Raw genomic sequence first — 25,787 nt, forward strand, 5'->3', positions numbered from 1 at the left:
GAAATGTCTCCTAAATATTTAGGAGGCATTTTTATTTATATGTACTATTAGAATTTAAAAGGGGAATTATTTAGTGATTTCTATTGATTTTACGAAAAATAAATAATAGAATAATTTTTAATTATATAAAATTTTAGAAAATTATATTTTTTTGAGGGGGATTATGGTTCATGAAAAAAGGTGTTAAAGCTTTATCCTTTGCATTAGTAGGGATGCTGATGCTGGCTGGCTGTGGTAGCAAGGAAACATCAAGCAACTCAGAAAAGGGAGGTACAAATAAGGAGTACAAAGTCGGCATATCCCAGTTTGCGCCTCACCCATCATTGGATGCTGCAACACAAGGCTTTAAACAGGCTTTAAAAGATAAGGGTCTTAAAGTTAAATTTGATGAACAAAATGCTCAGGCAGACATAAATAATACGCAAAGTATTGCGAAAAACTTCGTCGGCGAGAAAGAAGACTTAATCTTTGCCAATGCCACACCGAGTGCAACCGCAGCTCTGAACGCAACAAAGGAAATCCCGATAATCTTTACATCTGTAACGGATCCTGTAGGTTCTGGTTTGGTAAAATCCTTTGACAAGCCGGGTGGAAATATTACCGGTACTACAGACAATCATCCGGATGCAACGAAGAAAACGATCAGTTTTATTACAGACGAAGTGAAAGCAAAGAAAATAGGCGTGATCTATAACTCAGGAGAAGAAAACTCGCGTGTTCAAGTAAAAGCGGTTAAAAAAATTACAGATGAAAAAGGAGCAAAACTTATCGAAGTATCAGTGTCGAATACATCTGAAGTAAAACAGGCGGCAGAGTCATTAGTCGGGCGGGTAGATGCCATATATATTCCAACGGACAATACAGTGGTTACCGCTCTTGATTCCGTGATTGCTGTCGCAAATAACAAAAAGATTCCACTCTTCGTCGGTGAACTGGATTCAATGAAAAAAGGCGCAGTAGCTGCAAGCGGCTTTAGTTATTATGATCTTGGGTATCAATCGGGCCTTATGGCAGCAGATATTTTGACCGGAAAGAAAAAGCCGTCTGAAATCCCGGTGGAGCTTCCAAAAACACTTAAACTTGTGATTAATAAGAAAGCAGCCGAAGCACAAGGATTACAAGTGAACCAAGATTGGAGCAAACTTGGCGAATTTTATGATGGAAAATAAGTTTTTATTTAAAAGTAAAGAAAGTATAAATTTTTGCCTTTGAAAATTGTCCAGCGCAAGCGGCCTAGCCCCTCGTTTTGTGCTCTTGGCGCCATAGCTTATTCGAAGAGGCTTATGTTCGCTCGTCGTATGCCTACAAGGGGGATGATTCGGAGAAGCAGGCAGGCGAACCAAGGCGTTTGCGCTTTTCTTATTGGGAGTCAATCCATATTGGTTGACTCCTGTCTTGATACATAAACAATCAACAGATTTAAAGAAGGGGTGGTCGATATGTTTACATCCATATTTGGCTCGTTTGAATCGGGAATCATTTATGCGATTATGGCACTGGGTGTTTATCTTTCTTTTCGTATTCTTGATTTTCCAGATTTGACTGTAGACGGGAGCTTTGTAACCGGCGCCGCCGTTACATCCATCATGATTTTAAATGGTGTTAATCCGTTTTGGGCTACACTAGTGGCGCTATTTGCTGGATTTCTTGCGGGATGTATAACCGGGATGCTCCACACATTTGGAAAAATTAATAATTTATTGTCAGGAATTTTAATGATGATAGCGCTTTATTCCATTAATTTAAGGATTATGGGGCGTTCGAATATTCCGCTATTAAACACGGATACCGCTTTTACGAAAATTACCCATGTAGCTAAACATACAGGTATCGATTCCCTTTTGAACAGTGTGCTAAAATCGGTTGGTTTAGGCGACAGCCTGCCTGATACTTGGGGCATTTTATTGTTCATGATTGTCGTTACTTTTGTTATTAAATTTTTAACGGATTGGTTTTTGAAAACAGAAATTGGTTTAGCTCTTCGGGCAACAGGTGACAACAAACGAATGATCCGTAGTTTCTCCGCTAATACCAATCTTCTAATTGTGTTAGGGCTTGGGCTTTCAAATGCATTGGTAGCTTTCTCGGGTGCTTTGATTGCCCAGGAAGGCGGCTTTGCGGATGTCGGTATGGGCATTGGGACGATAATTGTGGGCCTTGCATCTGTTATTATTGGCGAAGCTTTATTTGGCACTAAAACGATTGCCCGAACCACACTGGCGGTCATCGGAGGTTCGATCATTTATCGTATCGTTGTGACGCTTGCTCTCAGGGCTGAATTTTTACAACCGGGAGATATGAAACTGATTACAGCCGTCATTGTCATCATTGCTTTAACGGCGCCAAAAGTGTTTGAACGTACAAAGGATAGAAAGCGGAAAGCTCGGAGAAAAGCAGAAAAACTGCGAGTCTTGCAGGCAGCAGTGAATGGAAAGGGGGAACAGCATGCTACAGTTAAATCAGATTCATAAAATTTTTAACGAAGGAACCCCCGATGAGAAGATTGCCATTGACCATGTGAATCTTACACTTAAAGAGGGGGATTTCGTAACGGTTATTGGCAGTAACGGGGCTGGAAAATCAACATTAATGAATATTATTTCCGGCGTATTATTCCCTGATATAGGTGAGGTATTAATTAACGGAAAAAATGTTACGGCGATGTCAGAATATAACCGTTCCAAAATGATTGGACGTGTCTTTCAAGACCCGATGGCCGGTACAGCTCCGAGTATGACCATTGAAGAGAATCTGGCGATGGCCTATTCCAGAAATAAAAAAAGAACGCTTAGAATTGGGGTAACAAAAAAAAGACGTGATGATTTTAGGGAAGTCCTCGAATCATTGCATCTTGGCCTGGAAAAACGGCTCAATGCAAAAGTCGGGCTGTTATCGGGCGGAGAGCGGCAGGCCCTTTCTTTGTTAATGGCCACGTTTACCGAACCGTCCATTTTGCTTCTGGATGAGCATACAGCCGCACTTGACCCATCAAGGGCTGAATTGATTACCAATTTGACAAAAGATATTGTTGCAAAGTATAGACTTACCACATTGATGGTCACACATAATATGCAGCAGGCAATCGATCTTGGAAATAGGTTAATTATGATGGATAAAGGACAAATTATTTTAGAAGTGAATGAGGAGGATAAAAGGCAGCTGACCGTTCCGGGATTGCTTGAAGAATTCAAGCGGATCCGTGGTGTACAAATGGCCAGCGACAGAGCCATTCTTTCCTAGCAGGAAGTAAGGGAGCAATCCACTTTTTATGTTGGATTGCTTTTTATGTAAGTAAAGAAAGTATAAATATTGACTTCGAAAATTGTCTAGCTCCAGCGCCTATCCCCTCGGGACAAATAACCTTCAGCGCTAAAAGTCCAAAAACCAGACTTTTAGCGCTGAAGAACATTTGCCTGTCGGGGCTGACAAAGGCGCTTACGCTTTTCTTTTTTAACGCAGTAAATAGAGTCATATGAAAGGATTTTCCTGATGAAAGTGATATGCTAATAGTAGCAATTGCTTTGAGAGGTGAAATCATGGAATGGATAGAGATCTAATATTTAGAAAATTACAAGAACATACCCCATCTATTTTAGGCAGCAGGCACATGATTAGATATGCTGTTCTGTTACCGCTTATCCAAAAAGAAGATGAAGTTCATATACTCTTTGAAGTACGTTCGCATTTTTTGAGAAGACAGCCAGGCGAGATTTGTTTTCCAGGAGGGAAGGTTGATCCAAATGACTTGGATGAAAAAGCGGCTGCAATTCGGGAAACGATCGAAGAATTGGGAATAGAAAAGGATGAGATTTTAAATGTTTCACCGCTTGATTATATGTTTTTTCCCTCTGATATGCTTTTGTATCCATATGCAGGATTCATTCAACATCCGGAAAACATCCGGCTTAATCAAGCAGAGGTTGAGGAAATTTTCACTGTTCCCATTTCTTTTTTTCTCAATCAACCACCAAGGATTTATCGAGTTAATTTCAAAGTTGAACCTGATGAAAATTTTCCATTCGAGCTGATTCCAGGCGGTCAAAATTATAAATGGCGGAAGCGGGGAATGGAGGAGTATTTTTATGTGTATGAGAATCGGACCATTTGGGGGTTGACAGCAAGGATTCTGGCTCATTTTATTGAAATTATTAGCAGCGGTGATTAATTCTTATCACTGCTTTTTGTTGGCTGTCCACCATATATGGACAAATGTTCACGTCAAATGGAAAAAAAGCTTGATTAATTTCTAAATTGTTATAAAATTATGTTTATATTTTTCACTTACAGGAGATGTTTAGATTGAAAGTTGTTAAGTTTGGAGGATCCTCTTTAGCATCCGGAAAACAGGTCGAAAAGGTATTTAATATTGTCACTACCGATCCTACAAGAAAAGTTGTTGTTGTATCTGCACCAGGAAAGAGGTTTCCAGAAGATATAAAGGTAACAGATTTATTAATTGAATGTGCGGATCTTGTATTAAGGGGAAGAGATCCTAAGGAACAGGTGGAGGCGGTTATTGCACGGTATCAGGCAATTGCCGAAGAATTAGCTTTACCTTCTCAAATAATCATGGAGATTCGTCAAGATCTTTCTGATCGATTGAATTCAGATCAAAGGAAACCGGATCGTTTTATTGACCTTTTGAAAGCAAGCGGAGAAGACAATAACGCAAAGCTGGTTGCTTCGTATTTTCAGTCTCGGGGAGTCGAGGCTTATTATGTAAATCCAAAAGAAGCAGGTTTGCTGGTGAGTGCAGAGCCGGGAAATGCACAGGCGCTGCCAGAAAGCTATGAGTTGCTTTACTCACTACACAGCCGGCCTGGAATCTTGATTTTCCCTGGATTTTTTGGTTTCAGTAAAGAAGGTGATGTATATACATTTTCCCGCAGCGGCTCAGACATAACAGGTTCAATTCTTGCCAATGCATTGAAAGCAGACCTTTATGAAAACTTTACCGATGTAGATGCCGTTTATTCCGTTAATCCCTTTATCATAGAAAGACCGAAGGAAATCAGGGAACTGACCTACCGCGAAATGAGGGAACTATCGTATGCCGGATTTTCCGTATTGCATGATGAGGCACTTGTACCGGCTTTTCGTGCAGGAATACCGGTACATATTAAAAATACGAACAATCCGCAAGCAGAGGGAACTAGAATTATGACGGAACGGGATAATACGAACGGACCGGTAATTGGGATTGCTAGTGATGAAGGGTTTTGCAGTATATATGTCAGCAAATATTTAATGAATAGGGAAATTGGCTTTGGACGTAAGCTTTTGGGGATACTGGAGGATTATGGAATTTCTTATGAACATACCCCATCAGGTATAGATGATATGTCCGTGATTTTAAGGGAAAATCAACTTGACGAGCAAACGGAAAAAGCAATCATCAACCGTATTAAGACAGAATTACATGCGGATGAAGTAAAAATCGAACATGGTCTTGCGCTTATTATGGTAGTTGGTGAAGGAATGCGGCGCAATGTCGGTACGATGGCAAGAGCTTCAAAAGCTCTGGCAAAAGCAAAGGTGAATATCGAAATGATTAACCAAGGATCCTCAGAGGTCAGTATGATGTTCGGTGTAAAAGAGTATGACGAGAAAAAAGCGGTTCAGGCATTATACGATGAGTTTTTTGCTGCCGTTACGGTATAATAGGATGTCGAAAGGGCAGTTCAACTTGGAACTGCTCTATTTAGGTATAAGAATATATTTTTAAACTAGAATATATTCTATGGAAAAAATATTGGATGGTGTCAAACAATGGTGAAACTTTTTACAGATATTGATCTGGATGGTTTGGGTTGCGGAGTTATAGCCAAAATCGCTTTTGGGGAACAAGCAAATGTATCCTATTGTTCCTATCGTAATTTGAATCAGCGAGTTGAGACATTTATTTCAAATCCGCAGAATGATCATGAAGAAATGTACATAACGGATTTAGCGGTAAATAAGGATGTTGAGAAAAATCTGGAAGACAGATATCAGCGGGGGAAACATATTCGTGTCATTGATCATCATGTTACAGCACTGCATTTTAATGAATATCAATGGGGAAGTGTCAAAACGGAGTATGATAATGGGAAAAAGACATGTGCTACCTCATTGTTTTATGAAGAACTGATACGGAATGAAAGAATGAAGACGAGTAAAGCATTAGAGCAGTTTATCGAATTAGTCCGTCAGTATGATACATGGGAGTGGGATGAGAATCAGAATACGGCCGCAAAACGATTAAATGATCTATTCTATATAATGAATCGGGAGCAGTTTGAAGAAGAAATGATTCAACGGATTCTAAATAATCCTGAATCCTTTTCTTTAACAGAGGAGGAGAACCGACTGCTCGACATTGAAGAGCAAAAGATTCACCGTTACATACAATCAAAGAACAGACAGATGGTGCAAACGTTTGTTGGCGAATTTTGTGTTGGGATTGTTCATGCTGAACAATATTTATCAGAACTAGGGAACGCTTTAAATACGCAAAATCCGCATTTAGATTTAATTGCCCTTTTAAATGTTGGCGGAAAGAAAATCGGCTTTCGAACCATTCATGATGAAGTGAATGTAGCTGAATTTGCGAAAGAATATGGCGGAGGCGGGCATCCAAAAGCTTCCGGGGCTGATTTGACGAAAGAAGCCTTTGAAACTTTTATTGTAAACGTTTTTGACCTTCTTCCTCTAAACCCTGATGCGGATCGAAATGAATTTAATGTCAAGGATGCTAAAGCTGTTACAAGCTATCAAAATCATCATGGAGATCTTTCTTATATCCTTCCGGATACGGAAGGGCGATATTCTGTCATCCACAAAGGAAAGAAACTTGAACACGTATTCCCATCTTTTCATGAAGCAGAACGGCATATTAAAAGAAATTATGCATCTTGGCTGCGCTATGACAAAGAATATTTGGAGCAGTTAACGAAAACTTTGAAGATTTCACTTGCAGAATTGAAAGAGAATTATACTGACATCATTACCAGCCGATTAACTGATATTATTGATTCATAAAAACAAAGCTTGGAAAATCCAAGCTTTGTATGACAGCTATTGAACGATATCAGTTAAAATTTCATAGGATCTTAGGCGGGCTTGATGATCATAAATTTGTGAATTTACAATGATTTCATCTGCTTGTGTTTCATCTAAAAATCTTTGCAGTTTTTCTTTGACAGTTTTTGCTGATCCAATCATAGTGGCAGCCAAACGCTGATTTAATAATGATTTTTCATATGCATTGGAGAGTGCATCAATATTTTCCACTGGAGGCTGTAATTTCCCTGGATTATTTCTAACGAGTGACAGGAATTGCTGCTGCATAGAGGTTGAAAGGAACTGTGCCTCTTCATCTGTGTCGGCAGCAATTACGTTGACTCCGACCATCACATGCGGACGTTCTAAACTTTCAGATGGGCGGAAATATCTGCGATACAATTCCAGTGCAGGTTTTGTATATTCCGGGGAAAAATGGCTGGCAAAGGAAAAAGGTAAACCAAGCTGTCCGGCTAATTGGGCGCTGTAACCGCTGGAACCTAAAAGCCAAATTGGGATGTTTAACCCTTCCCCCGGTATTGCCCGTATAAGTTTTTTGCCATAAGCAAGTTCAGGGTTGAAATAGGCACGGAGTTCAGCTAATTGTTCAGGAAAATCTACGCCATCACTGCGGCGGTCTCGTCTCAAGGCATGGGCAGTCAGCTGATCGGTGCCCGGCGCTCGGCCAAGACCCAGGTCAATCCTACCTGGAAACAGAGATTCAAGGGTTCCAAATTGTTCCGCTATGACAAGCGGGGCATGGTTCGGAAGCATAATTCCTCCGGAACCAACGCGTATCTTTTCAGTCCCAGCCGCAACAAACCCGATTACAACCGAAGTGGCTGAACTGGCGATTCCCGGCATATTATGATGTTCTGCCAGCCAATAGCGATGATACCCCCATTTTTCCGCGTGCTGTGCCAAATCCAATGTATTATGCAATGAATCAGCAGGGCCTGAGCCTTCAGTAATAGGTGACAGGTCAAGGATCGAATAGGAAATATCTTTAAGGAGTTTTCTTTCTGGAGCCATTTATTTCATCCTCTTTCAGTTATATTATAATTTAAACAGTTGATATGAATGACTGCACAATAAGTAAGTATAGCATATTGACTGTAAAAATAATAATGGCCAAACGTCATTGAAACGTCCGGCCATATTAGGAGTTATTAAAATTCAAATAAAGAACTAACAAAATTTTTCTTCTTTCTTTTTACTTTTCCATTGTCCATAACTAAGGGCTTTTCTGCAACAGATGACTTTTTCATTTCGCTTAATTGTTCCTCCAAAAACTCAATCTTCCTGGTCAACTCTTTCACCTGGCATTGTAATTCTTCAATTTCCCTCCGATGCTGAAGCAGCTGATAGGATGCCACCGAGTCAGCTTTGTCGTTTAAATGAATCTCTAATTCTTTTATTTTAGTAAATAGTGTTTCAATCACTTGATCTGTTTCGGCTGATTTCACTGTTCCTTTTCGGGTTTTTTTCCTGCCATCAGGAGGAGTAATATCCTGCAATAATGTTCCGTTTTGAAGCTGTTCATGAATTTCTTTTAAAAGTTCAATGTCCTCTTGACTAAAATGATAGTGTCCACGCTCATTGCGTTCCATCGGCAGTTGAAGCTGTTTGATCCACCGTTGAATCGTACTGGCAGAAACCCCTAATAATTTGGCAACTTCATTGGTATTCATCCCACATCCTCCTTTTAAAGAAATTTATAAATTGGCCCAAAATTTCCACCAGCTTTTGTTTTTCGCAGCAGCAGCCTCCCGAAAGTTTGTTAACATTTGTCGAAAGGCTTCTTCTCTTTGGCTTATTTCATTTCGTAGTTCTTCCCGATCTTCTATTAAAATTTCTCTTTCGTTCACGAAACACTCGGTTAATTGGGAGATTTCATTATTTGTTAAATCGATATAATATGAGATCTCTTCGGTGCTTTGCTTGAGCTGTTTTGAAAGGCCTACGATTTCATCTGATGTTTCTTTAACAGTATATTGAATATGATTGGCAAGGTCCTCGAGTTTATCCATTGTTTGTTCAGATGCTTTTTCTAGGCTTTTTGATAATTCTTCAATATCGGACCTTGTATGAGCTGTTGATTTGTAAATAGAATCTGAAATTGTTCGGACTGTTACTAAATTTCCTTTTGAAATCTCTTTTTTCACTTCTTCCACTACTTCTTTTTTCACGACATTCCTTATTTCTTCCTTGACCTCATTTAAAAAATTTTTCTTGTATGTCTCAATTGTCTCGAAAAATGCCTGGGCATTTTGAGTAGGGGTGTGTTCAGCAGCTTGAGGTGTCATGGGTTCGGTTTTACCGTTCAATGAATCCGTTTTGAAGAATACTTTCTGTGAATGAGCCTGTGTTTCTCTTTGTTCGATTAACTTCGAGGAGTTTTCTTGAACCATCTGGTCTTCAGGCTCCATTTTCTTTTGGAGCCAATGGCGGATTTTCTCCTTACTGAATTTTTTTTCGTATAATTGCTTAATTTCCAACAGCCGCTGAATTTCGGCATCTGAGTAGATTCTGGCCCCTTGTTTTGAACGAGGGATATCAAGTAAATCATGTAAATTTTTCTCCCACTGACGTATGATCTTTGGTGCTAAATTTATTTTCTTAGAAACCTCTTCTAAGGTATAAGCTTTCATGGAAAACCATTCCTTTCTAAAGAATTTCAGAATTTCAGGAATAAATTTTGATTAAAGTAATAATTCACACTCGATACCGTATTTTCCTGCTGCTTGACAAAAGCTATCAAAACAAGACCAAAATCAAGAAATAACAACATATTTTTTATGAAAAGGGTTAAAAGGGAAGCTATAGAAATTTTGAGAAAACTCTTCGATGTGCCAATATTTTAAGAATTTGGCGAATATCCTTAAAGGGAGGGGGGATTTTCTTTGGCGGTCTCATTAACTGTATGGGAAGAGCATTTTTTTTGGCTGGAAATTTTACAAGATCATGCGATTTTTGTCCGCGATCATTTATCTGCTACTCATAAAAAGGAAATTGAATTTGCGGAAAGATTTATTCAATCATTTGCCGGCTTACTTCATAACCTCCAGCAATTAAATCCTAATTCGGGTTACGTGACAAATGAAATGATTACTTTCGCTAGACAAGTATACCCTGTTGCTTATGAATATTATCGTTTCGAAGGTAAAATGCAAAACCTGAGAATCAAAAACGAGATTAACCTAAATTTGTCACCTACCTATTTAAATGGAACCTTAAGTGAAAATCAAGAATATTTACGGTTATTAACGGATTATATAAATGGCCGGAAACCTGTTCCACTTAGGCTGGATCAACTGCTGGATTTGTGGCTTGATGATCAATTAGGTCATATTGTTTTATTGAGAAATGTAACGGACCCAATCGAATTGGAAGTGGAACATCAAACCAACCTTTACGCACAGAAGTTTCAGATGTTTATCCTGCAAAATCATCATATAAAAGGATACTTACGATTTATTGAGGAGGGATTTCCGCGCCAGCAGGAATTAGCGTTAGAGGTGGGGAGGACGGTAATTGAAATGAATTTATATATTACATCAGTTGTAGAAAGATACAAAGGAAAGAAAATCTTAAATAAAACTACTTTAAGATTTCTAGAACATCATTTCCCAGAAACATGTTATTTCCTTAAAAAATTAGCTGAATTTGCACCGGAGCTTAAACTAGAAACTTCACATTGTTCATTAAAAAAGCCATCATTTGAATAGTATGATCGGATCAACATAGTCCTTTTTAGGAAGGCAACAATTGAATTCCCTGCTAAAAGGACTTCCTATTTTCAATTAACCATTATAAACCTATCTTGCATATATTGATTACCAAAAGTAGGCAAGGGTGGGGGCAAATGATCACAGCAAAGATAGGGAGTAAATCGTACCGAATACCAAATAACCTCGAGGAATATTTTAACATGTTCCGCCAGCATGTCATTGGCATTCAACATGAATTCATGTCTCCTTACGGCCCACAGAGAATCATATATGGAGATTGGACTGCAAGCGGAAGACTTTATCGGCCAATTGAACAAAAAATTTCTGAAGTGTTTGGCCCTTATATGGCCAATACGCATACGGAATCCAATGTGACCAGTTTAATGATGACCGGAATTTACAAACAATCGAAAAAAATCATCAAAGAACATGTGAATGCAGATCAACATGATGTTGTAGTTCTCGATGGCTTTGGAATGACCTCGGTGATGAATAAATTTCAGCGAATCTTGGGTTTAAGAGTGCATGAACGGTGGAAGGAACGACTCAAGCTTTCCGAAAAAGAACGGCCAGTTGTTTTTTTAACTCATATGGAACATCATTCGAATCATACTTCCTGGCTTGAAACAGTGGCAGATGTCGAACTGATTCGTCCAGATTCAAACGGTTATGTTGATGCTCTTCATTTAAAAGAACTTTTACAGCGATATCAGGACCGGGCGCTGAAAATTGGCTCCTTTACAGCCTGTTCCAATGTGACTGGCATTCAAACTCCTTACCATCAATTGGCTAAAATCATGCATCAGCATGGCGGGATTTGTTTTGTCGATTTTGCGGCTTCGGCACCATATGTAAAAATCGACATGCACCCAGAAGATCCTCTCGAAAAGCTGGATGCTATCTTTTTCTCACCGCATAAATTTTTGGGAGGGCCGGGTACGAGCGGGGTATTAGTATTTGATTCCAGGCTTTATATGAATAAAGTTCCTGACCATCCAGGAGGGGGAACTGTTACTTGGACGAATCCATGGGGGGGACATCAGTATTACGATGAAATTGAATTGCGTGAGGACGGAGGCACTCCAGGGATTCTGCAAGCTATCCGAATTGCTCTTGCCCTAAATTTAAAAGAGCAAATGGGTGTAGAAAATATGATAAAAAGGGAGAAAGAACAGTTATCCTTGCTGCTTCCACTTTTGGAAGAAATACCTGACGTTCATATTTTTGAAGGGCATATTAAGGATCGGCTGGGAATTGTTTCGTTTTATGTTGAGAACATCCATTATAATTTAATTGTCCGGTTATTAAATGACCGGTATGGCATCCAGGTAAGGGGAGGGTGTTCTTGTGCTGGAACCTATGGGCATTATCTGTTTCACCTTAATCAAACCTCTTCAAAGAAGATTACCGACCAAATTGATCAAGGAGATTTGTCTACAAAGCCGGGGTGGATCCGTTTTTCTCTGCATCCGATCATGACCAATGAAGAAATACTTTTATTTGCTCACGCCATAAAAGAAATTATTCGAAATATAGAAAAATGGAAAAAGGATTATATCTATGATATTGCTAGCAATGACTATTTTTATATTCACTTCGTCAGGGAAGACATGGCACCGTTATTCAGAATGGAATGAGAAAGGAAAAATGTGGATTGGTGGGATATGTTAATAAATAAAAGGCGGGATCCGATATGATTCATATTGTAAAGCCCGGTGAAACGCTGTCAAGCATCGCATTTGATTACCGGGTCAGTCTCCACAGCCTAATCGCCGCTAATCCGGGAGTCAGGCATTTATATGTTGGACAAATATTACAAATACTAGGAATACCTGATCCAAATACAATTTCTTATACCATCAAAGTTTCAGTTGGGAAAAGGAGACTTACATTATATCATAATGGGAAATTGGTAAAAATTTATCCGATTGCAGTAGGCAAAATGCTTACCAGAACACCAGTTGGTGAATTTATCATTGTAAATCGGCAATTAAATCCCGGCGGTCCATTTGGGGTAATGTGGCTTTCTCTTTCTAAGCAAGGCTACGGCATACACGGAACAAATGACCCTAGCTCGATTGGCAAAGCTGTTTCTCATGGATGTATCAGAATGTACAATCGGGACGTACTGCAGCTGGCGGATATTGTACCAAATGGAACAAGAGTCATAATTGAACCGTAATAAGTGTAAGTTAAAAGCAGAAAACTCTCCAAAAATCCGGAGGAATTTTCTGCTTTTTTATATAAATTGTTCGAATGCGCGTCTTTAGGATAACGTAGTTATAGAGATTAAAGTTTCATGTTAAGGAGGGAATGGCAGGATGGATCATGTGCCAAATATAGATTGGCAGCTTGAACAGGAACGTGTTCATAAAGTTGTCAATGAAATTGATAAAAAAATCCACAAATTGATGGTTAATACCGGAAGAATCGGCAGGGATGTGCTTGAACTTCGTAAAACCTTCTGGGAAGATGTTACTGTGAATCTGGATGAACCTGATGATATGATTGAAACTGCTGCAAGTATGAAACAACAGGCGGAGCTGCTATCTGAGCGGGAACGAACATGCGGACAAAGAATTTCTCAGCTTAAAACCCTCCATAGACTTAAAGATTCACCTTATTTTGGTTGGATTGATTTTTTAGAAGAAGGAGAACGAACAGAAGATAAAGTTTATATTGGAATCGCATCATTAATGGACGAAAATGATGAAACTTTCCTTATTTATGATTGGCGTACTCCAATATCCAGTCTTTATTATGACTATCCGCCGGGACCAGCTCATTATCAGACTCCTGAAGGCAGCATTCAAGGTGAAATGAAATTAAAGCGGCAATTTATCATCAATGCTTCCGAAATTAAAGGAATGTTTGACATAGGTATTACAATTGGTGACGAAATGCTCCAAGAAGTATTAGGGGCAGGTGCCAGTACCCAAATGAAAAGTATTGTAGCGACGATTCAGCAGGAACAAAATGCGATTATCCGTAACGAAAAGAGTAAAGTACTGATTGTCCAAGGAGTTGCAGGCAGTGGAAAGACATCCGCAGCCTTGCAGAGAGTCGCCTATTTATTGTATCGGCACCGGGGAACATTATAATCAGAAAATATTCTTCTCTTTTCTCCGAATCCATTGTTTAATAGCTATGTGGCCACCGTATTACCGGAATTGGGTGAGGAGAATATGCAGCAGGCAACCTTTCAGGAATATTTGTTAAACCGGATCGGTAGAGATTTTGAAGTGGAAGCCCCTTTTATGCAACTAGAATATTTGTTAACGGCAAAAGAGGATCAACAATACCAAAGAAGAGTGAATGGCATACGATTTAAAGCAAGTCGTGATTTTAAACAAATGATGGACCGTTATGCAGCCCAATTATCGGAATCTGGCCTGATTTTTAAAGATTTACTGTTTAGAGGTGACCTGCTGATTTCAAAAAAGGAAATTTGTGATTATTTTTATTCATTAGAACAAAGTTTTTCGATTCCCAATCGCATACAACTTGTTCAAGATTGGCTTCTAAAGGAATTAAAACGCTGTGTGAAACGAGAACGCAGCAAGAGCTGGGTTGATGAGGAAATTCAGTATTTAGAGAAAGAGGATTATTTAGCAAGTTATAAAAAACTGGAAGAAACACAACGATTTACAGTAAATACATTTGATGATTTTGAACGGGAACAAAGGTTTCTATCGGATATGGTCGTGAAAGAACGTTTTAAGCCATTATTTGTCATGGTGAAAAGTTTAAAATTTATTGATATGCCGTGCGTTTATTTGCAGTTTTATAATTGGAATAAGGATTTAACAGTTAGACTGCCGGATGATTGGGAACAAATCAAAGAGCAGACGATCAAACGGATAGAGAGAAATGTTATTCCATACGAAGATGCGATTCCCTTCGTTTATTTGCAGGAGCTGATAGAAGGAAGGAAAAACAATACATCCATTCGGCATATTTTCATTGATGAAGCTCAAGATTATACACCGATTCAATTTGCGTTTATTCAAAAAATTCTTCCCTATAGTAAAATGACGTTATTAGGTGATTTTAACCAAGCCATTTTCCCAGGGGCAACTGGGGCCGAAACCGTTATTACGGATTTGGCTTGTGCTTAGGATACAGAAACTTTCTTTCTAACAAGAACATATCGTTCCACCAAAGAAATTGTTGAATTTACGAGGGAATTGATTGAAAATGGCAATCAAATTATTCCGTTTAACAGACCTGGAAACAAACCGACAGTTGCTTTAATCGATCAAAAGGAATTAAAAGCAATGATACGGGAAAAAATTAACCAATTCCAGGATGAAGGTTTTCAGACGATTGCCATCATTTGCAGGACAGCGGAGGGGAGTGCCAAAGCTTATGAACTGCTTCAAAACGAGTTCCATGTTCATTTAATTGAAAAAGCAACTCTTTCCTATGAAAAAGGGATTCTGATCATTCCATCCTACCTAGCAAAAGGGATTGAATTTGATGCTGTTATCGTTTATGATAGTTCCCAATACGCCCGGGAAAGTGAGCGGAAATTATTTTACACAGTATGTACTAGGGCGATGCACAAACTGCATCTGTTTGCAACAGAAGGAATCACCTCACTGATGAAACAGGTGCCGACAGAATTGTATTCGATTGAACAGGTGAAATCCCATTATTAACGAAAAAATCTGATAAGTTTTGTTAGATTTGCGAATTCCATATGTTTTTAATATAATATGGAAGGGATAAAAGTCAATCAGCACCAAATATGGACAATGGCCTTTCGTCCCATCGGGATGGAAGGTTATTTTTTATCTGATACATATAAGATTTAGGAGGAACCCTCAATGAAACGAGCCTTAGTGAAGGAATTGTACAGAAACACGGAAAGTTTTATTGACCAAAAGGTACAAGTATCAGGGTGGATTCGTACCATTCGAGATTCCAAAACTTTTGGTTTTATTGAATTAAATGATGGTAGCTTCTTTAAAAGTGTTCAGATTGTCTTTGATGAACAATTAAACAATTTCAAAGAGATTGCCAAACTGCCCATCAGTTCATCCATAAAAGTGGAAGGAGATTTTATCCATACTCCAAATGCTAAACAGCCATTTGAAATTAAAGCATCAAGGATTGCGATTGAAGGAACTTCCAGTGTAGATTATCCGCTGCAAAAGAAAAGACATACATTTGAATATTTAAGAACCATTGCTCACCTAAGGCCGAGAACCAATACCTTTTCTGCCGTATTTCGTGTGAGGTCATTAGCTGCTTATGCAATTCATAAATTCTTCCAAGATAAAGGTTTTGTTTATGTGAACACGCCAATCATTACTGGAAGTGACACAGAAGGTGCCGGTGAAATGTTTAGAGTCACCAATTTGGATTTGGACAACCTTCCGAAAACTGATGAAGGAAAAGTAGATACTTCAAAAGACTTCTTTGGCAGAGAAACCAATTTGACGGTAAGCGGACAGCTGCCTGCCGAAGCCTTTGCACTTGCTTTCCGGAATGTTTATACATTTGGCCCTACATTTAGAGCGGAAAATTCGAATACAGCCAGACACGCAGCCGAATTTTGGATGATTGAGCCAGAAATGGCATTTGCTGAATTGCCGGACATTATGGAAATAGGCGAAGAAATGGTGAAATACGTCATTGGATATGTTTTGGAACAAGCACCAGAAGAAATGAATTTCTTTAACAGTTTCGTTGAAAAAGGATTATTGGAGCGCCTAAATAATGCCTATACCGCAGATTTTGGCCGAGTTACCTACACTGAAGCCATTAGACTGCTACAAGATTCCGGAGAACAATTTGTTTACCCGGTTGAGTGGGGGGCAGACCTTCAAACAGAGCATGAACGCTATTTATGTGAAAAAATATTCCAAAAACCTGTGTTCGTTACAGACTATCCAAAAGAAATTAAAGCTTTTTACATGAGGTTAAATGAGGATGGCAAGACCGTGGCGGCAACCGATTTACTTGTACCGGGGATTGGCGAATTGATCGGCGGAAGCCAGCGTGAAGAACGGGAAGATGTTTTGACAGCAAAAATTAAAGAATTGGGAATGAATGAAGAAGATTATTGGTGGTACTTGGAATTAAGGAAATATGGCGGAACAAAGCATTCAGGTTATGGACTTGGTTTTGAACGTTTACTCATGTACTTAACCGGAATGAGTAATATCCGTGATGTTATTCCGTTTCCAAGAACACCTGGAAATGCAGAATTTTAATTCATTTAGGGTCCTAAAATTTTTAGGGCTCTTTTCTATAACCATAAAAAAAGGCTCCTAATTGGAGCCATTTCTTATGGTTTTGTGCTTAAATCACATTGCTCTAATGGAATGATTTTTGTTTTCTTAATAAATTTGTAGGCAAACCATGTAATAAAGAATAGAGGAAGTCCGATATAGGATACGAGTGCTCCGTACCAATCGATATGATCACCGGTAAAAGCAGAATAGTTTTGCCCTAGTACGACGAAGGCGCAGACGGCAAAGGCAAAAATAGGCCCGAATGGGAATAATTTTGCTTTAAATGGCAATTCATTTAAATTCTTTCCTTGTGCTTTAAACGCCCTGCGGAAACGGTAATGGCAGACTGCAATTCCGAGCCATGCGATAAATCCGGACATCCCCGAAGCATTAAGCAGCCAGTTGTACACTGTACCGTCTCCAAACAACGAAGCCAGAAATGCAAGCGTTCCAACCAGTGTAGTAACAATTAACGCATTTACAGGTACGCCTCTTTTATTTAATTTACCAAGAAATTTTGGTGCTTTCCCTTCACGTGCCAAATCCCACAACATTCTTGTAGAGGCATACATACCTGAATTTCCTGCTGACAATACAGCAGTCAAAATTACGGCATTCATAACAGAAGCAGCAAAGGCAATTCCAGCCTTTTGAAATACAATTGTAAATGGGCTGACAGTTACATCACTGTTGGCTAGATTATGGTTCGTATAAGGAATTAATAGCCCAATGACGAGAATGGCTAATACATAGAACAATAAAATCCGCCAAAAAACTGATTTCACTGCACGAGGAATGGATTTTTGTGGATCATCTGTTTCACCGGCTGCTACGCCTAAGAGCTCCGTTCCTTGGAAAGAAAAGCCCGCTGCCATAAAAATCCCCAGCATAGCCATAAAACCGCCATGGAATGGGGCATCCCCTATACTGAAGTTTTTAAAGCCTATTGTATGACCTCCCATAATACCAAGGATCATTAGGACACCTGCAATGATAAAAATAATAACAGTAACGACTTTAATTAACGAGAACCAATATTCTGCTTCTCCGAAACCTTTTACAGAAAGATAATTTAATAAAAACATGATAACTAAGAAAAGTCCGCTCCATAATAAGGACGAAGAGTGTGGGAACCAAAATTTCATAATCATTGTAACAGCTGAAAGTTCAGCTGCAATGGTGATAGCCCAGTTATACCAATAGTTCCAGCCAAGCGCAAACCCGAGTGACGGATCGACAAATTTCGAGGCATACGTGCTAAAGCTGCCTGCAACCGGCATATAGGCCCCCATTTCTGCCAGGCTCTGCATTAAAAAGTAAACCATAATGCCAATCACGATGTAGGAAACAATTGCTCCGCCAGGCCCGGCAGAATGGATCGCACCGCCACTTGCAAGGAACAGACCGGTTCCGATCGTTCCGCCAAGGGAAATCATCATCAGATGGCGGGATTTTAACTGTCGTCTTAATTGGCTCGTTTCTGATTGCGCAACCGATAATTCGGTATACGTACTTTCATCTTGTACATGAACTGATTGCATCGTTTTGACTCCTTTTTCATTAGTATAAAGGAAGGAGCTTGGAATAAAAAAATGCCACCGAAGTAGATTCGCTGACTATTTCTATGCCCCGCATCATACCTTCCGAAAGATAGCTCAACACGAACAGTTGGTAAGGGTTGTTCGTGACAGTTCTGCCCCTGTTCGGAGACAGCCCCAGCATGCTGTACCAGAGATCACAGCACACTTCGGCGGTTTTCCCTTTCAGGCGGAGTCAGCAACATCTCTGGATCTCGTCCGTCTTACTCATAAAAACCGCGACCTCTACCCCATCGGTCTGATGAGGATTTGTTATTAAATTTACTATAATAATATACTATAAATAGTTAATGGAAGTTGTCAACATAAAAATTTTCCAGTTTCAATAGAAGTTGTCAAAGTTTGACGAAATTAACTTGCTAATAGTAAGATGACTTCGGAAATAATTTCAAAAGGAGAAATGAATATGACCAAATCTTCAATCGTTAAAAGTTTATCTGAAGTAATCAAAGAACGTCATTCCGTCAGAAAGTATGATCCGAACTTTTCGATTCCAAAAGAGGAAATAGAAGATATCTTGAAAGAAGCGGTACTTGCTCCTTCATCCAGTAACCTACAGCCTTGGCGTTTTATTGTTATTCAGGACCAAGAAGAAAAGAAAGAACTCAAGAAAATCGCTTTTAATCAAGAACAAGTAGAAACCGCCTCTGCGGTGATTGCTATCTTAGGCGATAAAGAAATGTTTAAAAGCATCGAAAAAGTATATCAGAGCGCTTTTGAAGCTGGATTTTTAGATGAAACAAGGAGAGATTTATTAATAAAAAGTGCTAATAATCTTTACCCAAATGCACCCGAAGAACTCCGAAAAGAAATCGCTATATTTGACGCAGGACTTGTTTCCATGCAAATCATGCTAATTGCCAAAGACAGAGGGTATGATACCGTTCCAATGGGCGGTTTTAACAAGGAACAATTTGCGAGAAAATATAATGTTCCTGAACGGTATTTCCCAATTATTTTACTACCGATTGGTAAAGCGGCCGCTCCGGCGCATAAAACAACAAGGCTGCCGTTGGAAGATCTTTTAATTGAATATATTTAAAAGGGCTATCCGCAAGCGGTGATTCGGTTCAAATATTAGCATAAGCATAACCCAAGAATGCTGTTAAATCAGTATTCTTGGGTTTTTATTTTACTCTCAAATGGACCTTTTAGACCAAGCCCTTTTCATGTTTTAGGGAAATGGTATTGCCTAATAAAATTCAAAAGTAATTTTTATACTATATAAAATTGTAAGAAATTTGCTAAAATAATAAAGTTGAATAATAAATGTAAAGGGGAAGAGGAAATATGCGGTCAATTATCTTAGGCATCTTGGCTGCCTTCTTTTTTGCGTTTACTTTTATCCTAAATCGGGCGATGGATCTTGCAGGCGGAAGCTGGATTTGGAGTGCATCATTAAGATATTTCTTTATGATCCCTTTTCTCTTCCTGATTGTACTGGCGAGGAAAAACCTCAAACCATTGCTACATGAAATGAAACGTCAGCCATTACCTTGGCTGATTTGGAGTTCGGTGGGGTTTGGATTGTTTTATGCACCTCTTTGTTTTTCAGCTGCCTATGCCCCGGGATGGCTCATAGCTGCCACATGGCAAATTACCATTATTTCCGGATCATTATTAGCGCCGCTTTTCTATGAAACGGTACAAACAAAAACAGGAGTTGTTCAAATTAGGGGCAAAATACCTTTTAAGGGATTGTCCATGTCCTTGATTATACTGTTGGGAATTATCCTTATGCAAATTCAGCAAACTGGGCACTTATCCATTTCAGCTATCATGATGGGAGTATTGCCTGTCGTGATCGCCTCAATTGCCTATCCGCTTGGAAATCGAAAAATGATGGATGTGTGCGCAGGAAGACTGGATGTGTTTCAACGGGTGCTGGGCATGACAATAGCAAGCTTGCCGTTATGGATAGGATTATCTGTTTATGGAGTTATTACAGTAGGTCTGCCAAGTGCCGGTCAAACGTTTCAATCCGGTATAGTAGCCATTTCTTCCTGGGTGATCGCTACTGTTTTATTTTTTCAGGCAACAGACCTTGTTAGGGGAAATATGCAAAAACTTGCCGCAGTTGAAGCAACTCAGTCCATGGAGGTTTTGTTCGCATTGCTAGGTGAATTATTCCTGTTAAAATCAACAATGCCCACAATGGTTTCATGGTTAGGTGTCGTCCTTGTTATGGGAGGTATGGTACTGCACAGCTATGTGTCTCATAAACAGGACGTACCGGGCTGTAACGAAATAAGTGCATAAATTTGCAAAATAAAAATCCTTATCTAACATTTTCGTGATAAGGATTTATTTAAAGTAAAGTATAAATTTCGACTTCGAAAATTGTCCAGCGCAAGCGGCCTAGCCCCTCGGGACAAATAACCTTCAGCCCTAAAAGTCCAAAAACCAGACATTTAGGGCTGAAAAACATTTGCCTGTCGGGGCTGATCAAGGCGCTTTTCGCATTGCTTGTTGCATTTAGCCGTTTAAATAAGGGTGAAGCTTATCAATTGCCTCCTGAAGTAGGGCAGCATTTTTTTTATACATTTCTTTTGATTTTTCACAAGTCGTTGACAGAGAAAAAATTTCCAAGTCAGCTTGCACTTTTTTTAGTGTTGCTGCTAGAAGCGGTCTGGTGGTTGGCTGTGGAACTTGAAGCTTATCTTCATATAGATCTACTGTTAAATCCCCGTATGAATCTACTTGGCCGAGAAATACATTATCAAGGGTTACATTCAATTTTTCTAATTCTGTGTAAAGCCACCCTCTGCCTTTTCCGGTCCAGCGCAATGCTTCATCGATAATCTTCCCATCCATGATGACAGTTTGTGGCTCTTTCTCATTTGCCATTTTCATTCCTAAATCTTTCGGTGTTAATGGCTGATTCTCTTTTTTCAATAAAGCACTTAAATTCCCTCTAGGTTCAATAACAGCATATTCCACGTCAGCAACTTTGAAAATGCCTCTCTGCCGAAGGAGAGCGGAAATTTCATCAATCGTGTACTTTTCTTTCTTTAAATTTTCTTCAAGAATTTTTCCATCTTTAATGACAACCGTACCTTTTCCTTCGACAATATCACGGAATTTTTTACTATGTAATGAAAAATAGTCTACAAAAAATGTCACAAGTCCAAATACAATAATGGCCAATGCCCCGTGATAGGCGTTGCTTTCCAATCCTGTTACTACTTCGCCGGCAATACTCCCAATCGTAATACCTGCAACATATTCGAAAAAAGAAAGTTCGGAAATTTGTTTCTTTCCAAGAATTTTTGTAGTAATAAACAAAAGCAGTAAGAAAATGATTGATCGGGTTATAATAAATATCCATCCTGGCATCGTTTTTCACCTCATGATGTCATGAGCCGCTGTACTGCGGTTCTTGGCGTTCAAGTTCCAATACACGATATTGCAAATCTTTTTTAATTGTTCCAACAGTTAACGTTACTTCATGAAAAACTGCCTGCGCTTCTTTGTCTAATGAATTTAAAGCAAGTGATGACAGTTGTGCTTCAATATCTTTTAATGTGGCGAGGCATTGTTTAACATTGGATCCAACGGTCAACTTCGATCATCCTTTCCATTCAAAGTGGATAAATATAAAAAATGAAAAGGGGTTGGCTAGAGTCGCCAACCGTATTTATTATTGATTGTACTGTGGTTCTTCCGCTGTAATTTCTTGAAGGCGCGGCTCGATGCTGTCAATAATGGTTTGGGTTTGCTGAGCGGCTTGTTGGTAAAGCTGTTTCGCATTTTTGTTTTCAGTTTGTAATGCAAATTGTTCAAAGCTAGCTTGTACACCTTTTAGTCCAGCTAATGTTTGTTTTACTTGTGTTCCTACAGTCATTTTATTACCTTCCTTCCTAATTGAATCGATGTTACAAAGGTAGTATGTAACTCATTTAAAAGCTTATGTACAGTTTGGATGTCCAAAAAAAGGAAGTGTTAACAAAGTGCTGTTTCTTAATTTTCTTACGAAAATTCGTAAAGGTTTCCATTACTAATAAGGGGCTTGTATGTTTTTAGTAAAAGAAACAGGATGAAATGTTAAAAATTTTATTGTTGACATACTAATGCATAACTGTTTATAATTCTAAAGTCTATCAAATATTTCGCATGCGAAATATTTTAGCAAAAATAGTTAGATTACCAAAGAGAAGGAGGCTATAATGAACCCCCTCAATAATGAAATTCTCGAATCGTTTGCAGAAATCAATCGGGCGATTTTTAAATTAGTGAAAGCTGATGCAGATCAAGTAGGACTTACAGTTGTTCAGTTAAAAGCACTTCATCTTATCCATTTAAGTCCAAATATTGGTTTAGGGGATTTAGCTGAAAAACTGAAATCGACAAATAGTACTGTTAGCGGGGTAATTGACCGCCTTGTTCAACACAACTTGGTCGAACGAATTGTTCCGCCGGAGAACCGCAGAGCCGTTTCACTCCATCTTACAGATAAAGGGAGGGAAATATTAAAGTATTTTGAAACCCGTTCTTTATTTATGAAAAAGAAGGATGAACTGCTAAATATGCCAGAAAAGGATATTGAGCAATTATTGCATTTACACAAAAAAATATTATCAATACTTAATTGGGAGGAAACAAAATGAAGCTGGGAAAAATGATTATTTTAAATGTGATCATTTTAATCGTATTAGTAGGCGGTGGATTTGGAGCTTATGCGTATTTCAATAATGCAATGAATTATTTGTCTACAGATAATGCCTCAATAGCAGGGCAGCAAGTTTCGATTGTTGCACCAGCAACAGGTAAATTAACTGATTGGGACGTTAAAGTTGGAAGTTCCTTCGCAAAAGATCAGCAACTTGGTTCGATTGCTTCAGCCGGAGCAGGTGCTGGTGCTCAAGCAGCACCGACGAATGTTCCAATCACTATGCCAACTAAGGCAACGGTTGTTCAAAATAACGTAGTTAAAGATTCTTTTGTTGCGGCCGGCACCCCTTTAGCTACGGCATATGATATGAGCAATTTATGGGTAACAGCCAACATCGATGAAACGAAGATCAACGATGTAGCAACAAATCAAGATGTTGATATTTATGTAGATGCTTTCCCGAACACTCCATTAAAAGGAAAGGTAGACACAATCGGATTAGCAACGGCATCAACTTTCTCATTGCTACCAAGTAGTAATACTAGTGGGAATTTTACAAAAGTTACTCAAGTAGTTCCTGTCAAAATCACAATTGATGATACAAAAGGTTTGAACCTTGTTCCTGGTATGAACGTCACCGTGAGAATTCATAAGTAGGTGATATGATGTCTATTATAATCACGGTTTACATTATAATTGCTGTGCTTGTGCTAATCTTGATTAATTATCTGCTTACAAAGCGCGGCAAGAATCGAACGAGTAAAAGAACACAGACTGAATCAATGGTTCAAATGGAAACAAGCAATGAAAGGGTTGAGCCGGAAGAACCGGAAATGCCGGCTCACCTTGAAATAAACAAACCTATTCCGGATGCTCGAACAGAGAAGAATAATACTTTCGAAGAACCTGTTGCAGATATGCTGAAAGAATCAGCAGTTGCTGAGCCTGCACTTGAATATGTTCAGTCAGATGTTGAATTGAAAAAGGAAGATCCAGAACGAGTAAAATCACGGACGGAAGAAGCAAAAAAGGGCATCAACAAAGGGAGAGTAATGGTAGCAGTTATGCTTGGTGCATTTGTTGCTATTCTAAATCAAACCTTGCTTAATGTGGCCATTCCTCACATTATGAACGATTTAGGAGTATCAGCAAATACAGTACAGTGGCTGTCGACAGGTTATATGTTAGTTAACGGAATCTTTATTCCGATTACAGCATTCTTAATTGATAAATTTGGAACAAAAAAATTATTTACAGCGGCGATGATCTTTTTTACAGCAGGCTCAATCATATGTTCAATTTCAACTAACTTTAGTTTGCTGATGACAGGCAGGATTGTTCAAGCTGCCGGTGCTGGAATTATTATGCCGCTGTTAATGACCATTATTTTTGCTCTCTATCCTCCTGAAAAACGTGGGGCAGCAATGGGGGTCATGGGAATTGTCATGATTTTTGCCCCTGCTGTTGGTCCTACGTTATCAGGATGGCTGATTCTCCATTATTCTTGGAGACTGTTGTTTGATATTGTTATTCCAATTGGGACTCTCGATATCATCCTTTGTTTAGTGTGGCTGAGGGATGTTACAGAAAGAACGAATCCTAAATTTGATTTTCTTGGATTTATTTTCTCATCAATTGGATTTGGATTTCTGTTATATGGGTTTAGTGAAGCGGGAAATGACGGCTGGTCGAGCGGAACGGTTATTTCATCGCTGGTGATAGCGATTATTGCCCTGATCGCCTTTGTCATCCGTGAGCTTACAACAGAAAAACCAATGCTGGAACTTCGTGTATTTAAATATGATATATTTTCTTTAACGACAATCATAAGTATGATTATCAATATGGCCATGATGGGTGCCATGATTTTGCTGCCAATTTATTTGCAGAACATTCGCGGGTATACTGCCCTTCAATCAGGTTTGTTACTGCTTCCAGGAGCCATCATAATGGGGATTATGTCCCCGATTTCAGGGAAGTTATTTGACAAAATTGGCTCAAGACCCCTAGCAATCGTTGGATTAGCGATCACAGTAATTACTACATGGCAATTTACAAAACTGAGTATGTCAACATCTTATAGTCATATTCTGTTACTGTACGTTTTCCGGATGTTTGGGATGTCATTCTTGATGATGACGGTTATGACCGAAGGGTTGAACCAGTTACCTCGCCATCTTGCATCCCATGGTACAGCTGCTTCGAACACAGCCAGAACGGTTGCCGGAAGTATTGGAACCGCCTTTCTTGTCACCATTATGTCTACTAGACAATCTTTTCATTATGGGGATTATCAAAGTGTGGTTACCAGTACAAATCCTTTCATTGCCGGTAAATTCGCCCAATTGGGTCAAGGCTTAGCCGCCGTTGCCCATCTTCCAGCTGGTGCAGGACAACAACTCGCCACCTCTGTACTCTATGGGCAAGCAATGCAGCAAGCAACAATTGAGGGGATTAACGATGCTTTTGTTGTCGCGACGGGAATTGCCGTAGTTGCCTTAATCCTCGCTTTCTTTATTAAACGGTCACGTGTAAATACACAGAAATAGAACAAGAGGGGCTG

Annotated in this window: 22 protein-coding genes, 1 pseudogene and 1 riboswitch; of the genes and pseudogenes, 16 read left to right on the top strand and 7 right to left on the bottom strand. The window is 39.1% G+C overall.

The window, feature by feature from the left end; genetic code table 11:
* Positions 1 to 170: 170 nt before the first annotated feature.
* The 6 genes from BFU02S_RS07515 to BFU02S_RS07545 all read left to right on the top strand — a co-directional run bounded on the left by BFU02S_RS07515 (position 171) and on the right by BFU02S_RS07545 (position 7,020).
* A complete protein-coding gene (locus BFU02S_RS07515; RefSeq protein ID WP_066368684.1) occupies positions 171 to 1,169 on the top strand; it encodes an ABC transporter substrate-binding protein in 999 nt (332 codons plus the stop codon).
* 270 nt (positions 1,170 to 1,439) lie between these two features.
* Entirely contained in the window at positions 1,440 to 2,471 is a 1,032-nt protein-coding gene (locus BFU02S_RS07520; RefSeq protein WP_066368686.1) for an ABC transporter permease, read from the top strand.
* Positions 2,446 to 3,240, top strand: coding sequence for an ABC transporter ATP-binding protein (locus BFU02S_RS07525; protein ID WP_066368689.1), 795 nt, complete (start codon positions 2,446 to 2,448; stop codon positions 3,238 to 3,240). The genes BFU02S_RS07520 and BFU02S_RS07525 overlap by 26 nt, the downstream gene beginning before the upstream one ends.
* A 301-nt stretch (positions 3,241 to 3,541) precedes the next feature.
* A complete protein-coding gene (locus BFU02S_RS07535) occupies positions 3,542 to 4,165 on the top strand; it encodes an NUDIX hydrolase (protein WP_066368693.1) in 624 nt (207 codons plus the stop codon).
* Between the two features lie 134 nt (positions 4,166 to 4,299).
* Positions 4,300 to 5,661, top strand: coding sequence for an aspartate kinase (locus BFU02S_RS07540; protein WP_066368694.1), 1,362 nt, complete (start codon positions 4,300 to 4,302; stop codon positions 5,659 to 5,661).
* 108 nt (positions 5,662 to 5,769) lie between these two features.
* Positions 5,770 to 7,020: a DHH family phosphoesterase gene (locus BFU02S_RS07545; protein WP_066368698.1), complete on the top strand. Its 1,251-nt coding sequence runs from the start codon at positions 5,770 to 5,772 to the stop codon at positions 7,018 to 7,020.
* A gap of 36 nt (positions 7,021 to 7,056) precedes the next feature.
* On the opposite strand, the gene BFU02S_RS07550 is transcribed toward BFU02S_RS07545, so the two are convergent.
* The 3 genes from BFU02S_RS07550 to BFU02S_RS07560 form a co-directional block, all read right to left on the bottom strand.
* Positions 7,057 to 8,073: an LLM class flavin-dependent oxidoreductase gene (locus BFU02S_RS07550; protein ID WP_066368700.1), complete on the bottom strand. Its 1,017-nt coding sequence runs from the start codon at positions 8,071 to 8,073 to the stop codon at positions 7,057 to 7,059.
* A gap of 137 nt (positions 8,074 to 8,210) precedes the next feature.
* The gene (locus tag BFU02S_RS07555; protein ID WP_066368702.1) at positions 8,211 to 8,732 is read right to left on the bottom strand and encodes a MerR family transcriptional regulator; all 522 of its coding nucleotides are present in this window, start codon (positions 8,730 to 8,732) and stop codon (positions 8,211 to 8,213) included.
* A 24-nt stretch (positions 8,733 to 8,756) separates the two neighbouring features.
* Positions 8,757 to 9,692, bottom strand: coding sequence for a MerR family transcriptional regulator (locus BFU02S_RS07560; RefSeq protein ID WP_066368705.1), 936 nt, complete (start codon positions 9,690 to 9,692; stop codon positions 8,757 to 8,759).
* A gap of 252 nt (positions 9,693 to 9,944) precedes the next feature.
* On the opposite strand from BFU02S_RS07560, the gene BFU02S_RS07565 reads away from it, so the two are divergent.
* The 5 genes and pseudogenes from BFU02S_RS07565 to asnS all read left to right on the top strand — a co-directional run bounded on the left by BFU02S_RS07565 (position 9,945) and on the right by asnS (position 16,993).
* Complete coding sequence (locus tag BFU02S_RS07565) at positions 9,945 to 10,769, top strand: DUF2935 domain-containing protein (RefSeq protein WP_066368707.1); 825 nt, start codon at positions 9,945 to 9,947, stop codon at positions 10,767 to 10,769.
* Between the two features lie 137 nt (positions 10,770 to 10,906).
* Positions 10,907 to 12,409 (top strand): aminotransferase class V-fold PLP-dependent enzyme, encoded by a 1,503-nt coding sequence (locus tag BFU02S_RS07570; RefSeq protein ID WP_066368710.1) that lies wholly within the window; start codon positions 10,907 to 10,909, stop codon positions 12,407 to 12,409.
* A gap of 56 nt (positions 12,410 to 12,465) precedes the next feature.
* Complete coding sequence (locus BFU02S_RS07575) at positions 12,466 to 12,954, top strand: L,D-transpeptidase family protein (protein WP_066368713.1); 489 nt, start codon at positions 12,466 to 12,468, stop codon at positions 12,952 to 12,954.
* A 139-nt stretch (positions 12,955 to 13,093) separates the two neighbouring features.
* A pseudogene (gene helD / locus BFU02S_RS07580) lies at positions 13,094 to 15,433 on the top strand (RNA polymerase recycling motor HelD).
* 168 nt (positions 15,434 to 15,601) lie between these two features.
* Entirely contained in the window at positions 15,602 to 16,993 is a 1,392-nt protein-coding gene (gene asnS / locus BFU02S_RS07585) for an asparagine--tRNA ligase (RefSeq protein ID WP_066368715.1), read from the top strand.
* A gap of 74 nt (positions 16,994 to 17,067) precedes the next feature.
* Here the strand turns inward: asnS and BFU02S_RS07590 are convergent, their stop codons facing one another.
* A complete protein-coding gene (locus tag BFU02S_RS07590) occupies positions 17,068 to 18,555 on the bottom strand; it encodes an amino acid permease (protein WP_066368718.1) in 1,488 nt (495 codons plus the stop codon).
* 102 nt (positions 18,556 to 18,657) lie between these two features.
* A riboswitch (Lysine riboswitch) is annotated at positions 18,658 to 18,848 on the bottom strand.
* A 164-nt stretch (positions 18,849 to 19,012) separates the two neighbouring features.
* On the opposite strand from BFU02S_RS07590, the gene BFU02S_RS07595 reads away from it, so the two are divergent.
* Together BFU02S_RS07595 and BFU02S_RS07600 are read left to right on the top strand one after the other, a co-directional pair.
* The gene (locus BFU02S_RS07595; RefSeq protein ID WP_084361031.1) at positions 19,013 to 19,654 is read left to right on the top strand and encodes a nitroreductase family protein; all 642 of its coding nucleotides are present in this window, start codon (positions 19,013 to 19,015) and stop codon (positions 19,652 to 19,654) included.
* A gap of 248 nt (positions 19,655 to 19,902) precedes the next feature.
* Positions 19,903 to 20,871, top strand: a complete 969-nt coding sequence (locus tag BFU02S_RS07600) for a DMT family transporter (RefSeq protein WP_066368722.1) — start codon at positions 19,903 to 19,905, stop codon at positions 20,869 to 20,871.
* 216 nt (positions 20,872 to 21,087) lie between these two features.
* On the opposite strand, the gene BFU02S_RS07605 is transcribed toward BFU02S_RS07600, so the two are convergent.
* The 3 genes from BFU02S_RS07605 to BFU02S_RS07615 all read right to left on the bottom strand — a co-directional run bounded on the left by BFU02S_RS07605 (position 21,088) and on the right by BFU02S_RS07615 (position 22,456).
* Positions 21,088 to 21,948, bottom strand: coding sequence for a DUF421 domain-containing protein (locus BFU02S_RS07605; protein WP_066368724.1), 861 nt, complete (start codon positions 21,946 to 21,948; stop codon positions 21,088 to 21,090).
* Positions 21,949 to 21,967: 19 nt separating this feature from the next.
* Positions 21,968 to 22,174 carry a DUF1657 domain-containing protein gene (locus BFU02S_RS07610; protein ID WP_066368726.1) on the bottom strand — a complete coding sequence of 69 codons (207 nt, stop codon included), beginning with the start codon at positions 22,172 to 22,174 and terminating at the stop codon, positions 21,968 to 21,970.
* Between the two features lie 78 nt (positions 22,175 to 22,252).
* Positions 22,253 to 22,456 (bottom strand): DUF1657 domain-containing protein, encoded by a 204-nt coding sequence (locus BFU02S_RS07615; RefSeq protein ID WP_066368729.1) that lies wholly within the window; start codon positions 22,454 to 22,456, stop codon positions 22,253 to 22,255.
* Between the two features lie 322 nt (positions 22,457 to 22,778).
* Between BFU02S_RS07615 and BFU02S_RS07620 the strand changes: the two genes are divergently transcribed.
* The 3 genes from BFU02S_RS07620 to BFU02S_RS07630 are packed head-to-tail and all read left to right on the top strand — an operon-like array spanning position 22,779 to position 25,773.
* Positions 22,779 to 23,219, top strand: coding sequence for a MarR family winged helix-turn-helix transcriptional regulator (locus tag BFU02S_RS07620; protein WP_066368730.1), 441 nt, complete (start codon positions 22,779 to 22,781; stop codon positions 23,217 to 23,219).
* A complete protein-coding gene (locus BFU02S_RS07625) occupies positions 23,216 to 23,881 on the top strand; it encodes an HlyD family secretion protein (RefSeq protein ID WP_066368737.1) in 666 nt (221 codons plus the stop codon). The genes BFU02S_RS07620 and BFU02S_RS07625 overlap by 4 nt, the downstream gene beginning before the upstream one ends.
* 5 nt (positions 23,882 to 23,886) lie before the next feature.
* Entirely contained in the window at positions 23,887 to 25,773 is a 1,887-nt protein-coding gene (locus tag BFU02S_RS07630; protein ID WP_084361032.1) for a DHA2 family efflux MFS transporter permease subunit, read from the top strand.
* Positions 25,774 to 25,787 lie beyond the last annotated feature (14 nt).

Source organism: Neobacillus fumarioli NBRC 102428, from assembly GCF_001591485.1.
Lineage (GTDB): Bacteria > Bacillota > Bacilli > Bacillales > Cytobacillaceae > Neobacillus > Neobacillus fumarioli.

Coding starts and splice junctions, on each gene's coding strand:
- BFU02S_RS07515 (WP_066368684.1), top strand. CDS start 171: ATGAAAAAAGGTGTTAAAGCTTTATCCTTTGCATTAGTAGGGATGCTG.
- BFU02S_RS07520 (WP_066368686.1), top strand. CDS start 1,440: ATGTTTACATCCATATTTGGCTCGTTTGAATCGGGAATCATTTATGCG.
- BFU02S_RS07525 (WP_066368689.1), top strand. CDS start 2,446: ATGCTACAGTTAAATCAGATTCATAAAATTTTTAACGAAGGAACCCCC.
- BFU02S_RS07535 (WP_066368693.1), top strand. CDS start 3,542: ATGGATAGAGATCTAATATTTAGAAAATTACAAGAACATACCCCATCT.
- BFU02S_RS07545 (WP_066368698.1), top strand. CDS start 5,770: ATGGTGAAACTTTTTACAGATATTGATCTGGATGGTTTGGGTTGCGGA.
- BFU02S_RS07550 (WP_066368700.1), bottom strand. CDS start 8,073: ATGGCTCCAGAAAGAAAACTCCTTAAAGATATTTCCTATTCGATCCTT.
- BFU02S_RS07555 (WP_066368702.1), bottom strand. CDS start 8,732: ATGAATACCAATGAAGTTGCCAAATTATTAGGGGTTTCTGCCAGTACG.
- BFU02S_RS07560 (WP_066368705.1), bottom strand. CDS start 9,692: ATGAAAGCTTATACCTTAGAAGAGGTTTCTAAGAAAATAAATTTAGCA.
- BFU02S_RS07570 (WP_066368710.1), top strand. CDS start 10,907: ATGATCACAGCAAAGATAGGGAGTAAATCGTACCGAATACCAAATAAC.
- BFU02S_RS07575 (WP_066368713.1), top strand. CDS start 12,466: ATGATTCATATTGTAAAGCCCGGTGAAACGCTGTCAAGCATCGCATTT.
- asnS (WP_066368715.1), top strand. CDS start 15,602: ATGAAACGAGCCTTAGTGAAGGAATTGTACAGAAACACGGAAAGTTTT.
- BFU02S_RS07590 (WP_066368718.1), bottom strand. CDS start 18,555: ATGCAATCAGTTCATGTACAAGATGAAAGTACGTATACCGAATTATCG.
- BFU02S_RS07595 (WP_084361031.1), top strand. CDS start 19,013: ATGAATATGACCAAATCTTCAATCGTTAAAAGTTTATCTGAAGTAATC.
- BFU02S_RS07600 (WP_066368722.1), top strand. CDS start 19,903: ATGCGGTCAATTATCTTAGGCATCTTGGCTGCCTTCTTTTTTGCGTTT.
- BFU02S_RS07605 (WP_066368724.1), bottom strand. CDS start 21,948: ATGCCAGGATGGATATTTATTATAACCCGATCAATCATTTTCTTACTG.
- BFU02S_RS07615 (WP_066368729.1), bottom strand. CDS start 22,456: ATGACTGTAGGAACACAAGTAAAACAAACATTAGCTGGACTAAAAGGT.
- BFU02S_RS07620 (WP_066368730.1), top strand. CDS start 22,779: ATGAACCCCCTCAATAATGAAATTCTCGAATCGTTTGCAGAAATCAAT.
- BFU02S_RS07625 (WP_066368737.1), top strand. CDS start 23,216: ATGAAGCTGGGAAAAATGATTATTTTAAATGTGATCATTTTAATCGTA.
- BFU02S_RS07630 (WP_084361032.1), top strand. CDS start 23,887: ATGATGTCTATTATAATCACGGTTTACATTATAATTGCTGTGCTTGTG.